Annotated in this window: 4 protein-coding genes; 1 reads left to right on the forward strand and 3 read right to left on the reverse strand. The window is 72.5% G+C overall.

What is annotated here, in order from left to right; translation table 11 throughout:
* Positions 1–16: 16 nt before the first annotated feature.
* A complete protein-coding gene (locus C1J01_RS46525; protein ID WP_220040459.1) occupies positions 17–757 on the forward strand; it encodes a WecB/TagA/CpsF family glycosyltransferase in 741 nt (246 codons plus the stop codon).
* Between the two features lie 41 nt (positions 758–798).
* Here the strand turns inward: C1J01_RS46525 and C1J01_RS46530 are convergent, their stop codons facing one another.
* From C1J01_RS46530 to C1J01_RS46540, 3 genes are all read right to left on the reverse strand, one after another.
* On the reverse strand, positions 799–2085 hold the full coding sequence (locus C1J01_RS46530) for a serine hydrolase domain-containing protein (RefSeq protein ID WP_111185395.1): 1287 nt from the start codon (positions 2083–2085) through the stop codon (positions 799–801).
* Positions 2086–2186: 101 nt separating this feature from the next.
* Positions 2187–3089 (reverse strand): sulfotransferase, encoded by a 903-nt coding sequence (locus C1J01_RS46535; protein WP_111185396.1) that lies wholly within the window; start codon positions 3087–3089, stop codon positions 2187–2189.
* A partial coding sequence (locus C1J01_RS46540; RefSeq protein WP_111185397.1) for a lipopolysaccharide biosynthesis protein occupies positions 3086–4279 on the reverse strand: 1194 nt, incomplete at its 5' end. The genes C1J01_RS46535 and C1J01_RS46540, both read right to left, overlap by 4 nt.

Consider the following 4279-nt stretch of genomic DNA (forward strand, 5'->3'; position numbering starts at 1 on the left):
GGTGGTGGTGGGCGGGGTGGCTGTGGATGCGGTCGCCGAGTATGACGTCGTTCGGTGGGTTGAGGCGGCGTTGGAGGCGGGGCGAGGCGGGCGGATCGTTACGCCGAATGTGGATATCTGTCGGGCGGTCGCTCGGGATTCCACGCTCAGGGAGCTGGTGCGTTCGGCGGAGATCGTGGTTGCCGATGGGATGCCGTTGGTGTGGGCGGCGAGGCTGCTCGGCAGGCCGGTGCCGGAGCGGGTCACGGGAGCCGATCTGCTTTGGTCGTTGAGCGGGCTCGCCGCACGCCGGGGGTGGCCTGTCCACCTGCTCGGCGGGCCGCCGGGAGCTGCGGCAGGAGCGGCTAGCACGCTCAGCCGGCGCTTTCCGGGGTTACGGGTCAGCGGCGTGAGCGCGCCCCCGTACGGGTTCGACGCGACCGCTGAGGGGCGGGCGCGCGTGCGGCGGGAGGTGGTCGCGGCCCGGCCGCGGATCGTGTTCGTCGGGCTCGGGTTCCCGCGCCAGGATCGGCTGGCCGACGAGCTGCGGGAGGACCTGCCGGACGCGTGGTTCCTGGGATGTGGGGCGGCCATCGCCTTCGCGGCGGGCACCCTGCCCAGGGCGCCGGAGTGGATGCGCCGGGCCGGGCTGGAGTGGGCGTTTCGGCTGGCCTGCGAGCCGCGGCGGCTGACCCGCCGCTACCTGGTGAACGACCTGCCTTTCGCCGCCCGGCTGCTCACGACGGCCCTGGCCGCCCGGGCGGCGGCCGCCCGGTGAATCGGGCCACGCCGATCGCGAGGCCCGGTGCTCGGCGCCGGCTACTGAGCCGGCTTGGGCGCGTCGGCCGACGCGGCCTGCCCGTCGCAGAACACCGCGTCGATGAGGTCGTTCAACGCCTTCGGGAACTCCGTCGCCACGTCCATTGCGGCGTCGCCGCTGGTGATCGAGGCGGTCATGGTCTTCTTGCCGTCGGGTGTGCTGTACATCAGCGCCCCGTAGCCGTTGTTGCTGCCGTTGTGGTTGAGGATGACGCCGGCGCAGTCCGGGCCGGTGTCCTGCACGTATACCCCGAGGCCGTAGCGGCCGTAGAGGCCGGCGCTGCCCGGGTGTGGCTCGCGCATCTCGGCCAGCAGCGCGGCCGGCAGGAGCGTGCCGTCGTTCAGCGCGGAGAAGAACGTGTGGAGATCCTCGGTGGTCGAGATCATCTCACCGGCGGCGGAGATCCAGGAGGGGTTCTGGCGGGTGACGTCGATCACCTTCCACTGGCCGGCGTCTTCGTAGCGGTAGTAGGCGTGAGCGTACGGCGCGGGCATGTCCGAGCGGGCGCCCGGCACCACGGTGTCCTCCAGCTTGAGCGGCCCCAGGATCCGCCGCCGCATCTCCACGGCGTAGGAGTGGCCGGTGACCTTCTCGATCAGCAGCTTGGCCAGCACGTAGTTGGTGTTGGAATAGCTCCAGCCCGTCCCCGGCTCGAACTTCGGCCGCCTGGACAGCGACAGCCGTACCAGCTCGTCGTCCTTGTAGGTGTGGAACCGCTTGTCCACCCATTCCACGCCCTGCCATGGGATCAATGACACCTGTGTCCCGTCGGGGAGGACGTCGAAGGTGTAGTCGATCAATCCGCTGGTGTGCTGCAGCAGCATCCGTACGGTGATCCGCCGGTCCAGCCCGTATTGAGGCAGGTGGTCGGCGACCGGGGCGTCGAGCTCGACCTCGCCGGCGGCTACCAGTTTCAGCATCAGGGTCGCGGTGAAGTTCTTGGTGGTGCTGCCGATCCGGAAGTGGCCGTTCGTCGGTGGCTTGGCGGTCGTGCCCAGCTTGCGCACCCCGGCGCTGCCGGCCCACTCGCCTCGCTCATCGTTCACGCGCAGCTGCACCCCGGCGAAACCGGCATCGACGAATGCCTGGATGGCCCTCTGCAGTTCCGGACGATCCTGCCCGCCGTCCGCGGCGGCCGCCCCGGAGGCGGCCACCCCGCCCAGCAGTGCGGCGGCCAGCGCCGTGGTGATCCCCACACGGCGGAAGGCCCGCATACGTCCTCCGGGCTTGATCTGGTCTGTGTGTGCCTCGCGCGGGCCTGAGGCCGCGATCTCCGAACCGTTCATGGGATTCACCATCACCGACCGCTCTGATACCGAGCCGTCGCGATGCTGACACGGCCGCTGACACTCGACCGGTCGGTGGCGCTGGAGCGGGTGCGTGGGTGTCAGGAGCGGGTGAGCGTACGGATGCGGGTCGCCTCTTCCGGGGTGAGGCCGCGAAGAGCGGTGGTCAGGGAGGCGGGGGAGTTCATGGGGCGGTAGGCCGTGCGGGACAGGCCCGTCCAGGTGAAACCGCGAGCCCGGCCGGTGGGGGAGGGGGCGAGGCAGGCGCGGGTGATGCGGCGTTCGGCGGACGGGGTCCAGGGCAGGTCCGCGTAGGCGTACAGGCGGCGGAAGGCCGGAAGTGGGTCGGCGGCCAGCGATTCGTACGGCGTGACGAGGATTCCGGGCGTGCGGTCGAGGATCGCGCGGGTCACCCGCCACAGGGCGGCGGCCTTGGCGATCCGGTCCCCGGAGCCGACGAGCGCCCGCAGCTCCCGCACCTCCGGATGGTCGCGCACCAGCAGCGGCTGCCCCAGCAACTCCTCGAAGTGCACCGTCCACCTCAGGCGCTGCCAGCTCGCCACGAACGTCACCGGGTCGCGGACGAGCGCGATCACCCGGCAGCCCAGCCGCCGGGCGAACCAGCCCGCGCTCAGCACCGCGAACGGGTCGTCCAGCAACGCCCGCCGCCCCGTCAGACGGCCGTAGGCGAACGCGGTGCCGTACCGGACGAGGCGCGCGAGATCGTACGGCGACCGGTTGGCGCGCAGCTCGGCCGGCCAGCGGTAACGCAGCGCCACGGTGTCGCGGAAGGCGGGCAGCCAGTCGGCGGCGTTGTCGTCGCAGATGTACTGGAACCGGTGGGTCACCCGGGCGTTCAGCACGCCGGGGCAACGACCGGGCGGGTGTTGCGGGTTGAGCGGCTCGTTGACGTAGATCAGGTCGCCGCCGGCGGCGAGCATCTTGCCCGCCCAGCTCGTCCCGCTGCGCGGCAGCCCGGTCACCAGGACGGGAGGACGGCTCATGCCGCAGCCCACCCGCGGACGCGCAGCGCGGCGAAGGTGTGGCGGCCGAACGGGTGGAGGCCGTAGCGGCGGTGCAACTGCCACAACGGCAGCAGGTTCTTCACCAGCACGCCGCCCGACCACCCCGCGACCGCCCCGAGCGCCCCGTGGGACGGGATCAGCGCCAGGTCGAGGACGAGGGTGCAGGCGACGGCGGCCAGCAAGTTGGCCAGGCTCGTCCCGGTGTGTCCGGCGGCGGTCAGGACGACGTCCACCATCCCGCAGGCCGTCGCCACCATCATCGTCCCGGCCAGTACGAGCGCGACCGGCACCGCCGCCGCGTACCCGGGCCCGAACAGCCGCAGCACCCACGGGGCCAGCGCCGCGTACGCCAGCCACACCGGCCAGGTCAGCAGCACCAGCCAGAGTGTGGCGGCCTGGTAGAGGCGGCCGGCCAGCTCGTGCTCGCCGCCGGCCAGCGCCCTGACCAGCCGGGGCTGGAGGGCCTGCGCCAGCCCCTGGTTGGCGAGCTGCCCGACGACCTTGAACCGGGTGGCGGCGGTGTACACGGCGGCCTGGACCGGGCCGGCGAGCGCGGCGACGATCACGATGTCCACCCGCTGGAACACCGCCTGGATCGCCCCGGCCGCCGACCGGGGAGCGGTGTGACGCCACAGCTCCCGTACGGTCCCCGGCAGGTACGGCGCCCGCGCCACCCGTCCCCTGACCGCCATCGCGGCCAGCACGAGCAGCGGCACGTACGGCAGCCCCCACGCCGCCGGCAGCCACCCGGCAGCCCCCGCCAGCGCCGCGCCCGCCACGAGAGCCAGCTGGCAGCAGGGCACCAGCACCCCGTCGAGCAACACCGTGGGCCGCATGGAGCCGAACCCCCGGGTCACCGCCAGCAGCACGTCACCCGCCACCATGGCGGGCAGGACGAACGCGAGCGGCCCCAGCCACGGGTACAGCACGACGGCCGCGAGCCCGGAGACCACCAGACAGGGCACCAGCGCCGCCCGGATATATCCGGAAATGCCGTCGACCGCCCGCGCCACGAAGTACACCAGCCCGTTCCCCGCGTCGAGCTTGGCGATCCCCGCCACCATCAACGCCAGCGCGGTCGCGGTGAAGAACGCCCCCGCCTCCTCCGCGGGGAACGCCCGCGTCACAACCACCACCAGCGCGAACTGCGCCAGCGCGCTGCACCCCGC

Origin of the sequence: Nonomuraea aridisoli (assembly GCF_003236395.1) — a bacterium.
GTDB classification, from domain to species: domain Bacteria; phylum Actinomycetota; class Actinomycetes; order Streptosporangiales; family Streptosporangiaceae; genus Nonomuraea; species Nonomuraea aridisoli.

What these genes read in the sequence shown, in the direction of transcription:
- C1J01_RS46530 (WP_111185395.1), bottom strand. Translation starts at nt 2,085, where the DNA reads ATGAACGGTTCGGAGATCGCGGCCTCAGGCCCGCGCGAGGCACACACA.
- C1J01_RS46535 (WP_111185396.1), bottom strand. Translation starts at nt 3,089, where the DNA reads ATGAGCCGTCCTCCCGTCCTGGTGACCGGGCTGCCGCGCAGCGGGACG.